The sequence below is a fragment of the Cognatiluteimonas telluris genome (assembly GCF_011320095.1).
In the GTDB taxonomy this organism is placed as follows: domain Bacteria; phylum Pseudomonadota; class Gammaproteobacteria; order Xanthomonadales; family Xanthomonadaceae; genus Cognatiluteimonas; species Cognatiluteimonas telluris.
The window spans coordinates 1-1,221 of record NZ_JAANOY010000089.1; the positions used below are offsets into that span (position 1 = coordinate 1).

Sequence of the window (1,221 nt, forward strand, 5' to 3'; positions counted from 1 at the left end):
AAATGCGAGCGTTGCAGGGATCCCTTCCGCTTGGAGTCGAGCGCAGACCACATGAGCTTCCCATGGATCAATAAATCTGGCGACTACCGTGATCATTGTGTGGGGGCTAACACCTGAATTAAGCCGAGCCGCGAAGCGGCTTCGGCTTGAATGAATTGTTAGGTTGTGGCCGGTGCATTGAGATCAACTAGATCAATTTTGCAAATTGTGTAGCGGGCAAGAAGATCATCGCCGTAGTTGGCCGGCATTGATTTTGTTAGGCCTTTGTCCTTGAGTGACATATCTTCTGATTTCGTTATCCAGGCTAAGACGGTGAATCGCCGGACGAGAGCAGCGATGACAGCCGAAAGCGGAGCACGTGAATCCAAGCACGTATCACTGTCCAACACGTTCCAATGAACAAAATCTTCGTCTTTTAGGTAGGGTTTCAGCTCCCGCCACGTATAGATGTCGCCTTTTTTGTGCGCCTCGAGCACCTTGTCGAGGAGAACGCTGATCGGAAAAGCGTGCTCTCGAATTAATCCGAGCTTAGACCACTCCTTACCCGCAGCCTCGCGCTCTTCATGAGCCGCCTTTGAAGCTCTAACTCCCTTCTTCCCAACGGCATTGAGCGTGGCCATGCGCACGGCATTACCCACATGCACGCGGGTGGCGGTATTTAGATCAATTTGTGAAAGGAGTAGGGCAGCTGTGCAGCAATGCCAGTAAAAATAGTTCGCTTCCTTTTGCGTGTAGGTCAAATCACTCTCCTTGGCAATTGCTCTTGCTCTTTGGGCGCGAGGATATTTGTCCACAACCTAACACCTGAATTAAGCCGAGCCGCGAAGCGGCTTCGGCTTGAATGAATTGTTAGGTGCCAGCCGGCCTGTCGAAGCGCTAGTCACGAACTTGGTACTCCTTGATCTCCGTGACAATCGTGCCGCGGCATCTGGCACAAGCGCCCTCAACGAATATGCGCCCGTCCTCCTCGTACTCGACGGGATTAAGAAGACCAATGTCTGCCTCGTCGCATTTGTTACACCATGTGTTGTCGCAAATGGATTGCTGATCGATCCAGTCTCTAGCGAAGAAGTCCCTTGGAACTCTCATGTGGCACCTAACACCTGAATTAAGCCGACCCGCGAAGCGGGTTCGGCTTGAATGAATGGTTAGGCCTCGCCCTTACGGCGATTGCCTCGAAATCCCGCAACCATGTTTGCGGGCCCAATATGTAGCCACAGA

General features: G+C 52.2%; 1 protein-coding gene. It reads right to left on the reverse strand.

Translation table 11 applies throughout. From position 1 onward, the window contains the following. Window positions 1-158: 158 nt before the first annotated feature. Window positions 159-794: a hypothetical protein gene (locus tag G7B67_RS13100; protein ID WP_166213138.1), complete on the reverse strand. Its 636-nt coding sequence runs from the start codon at window positions 792-794 to the stop codon at window positions 159-161. Between the last annotated feature and the right edge of the window lie 427 nt (window positions 795-1,221).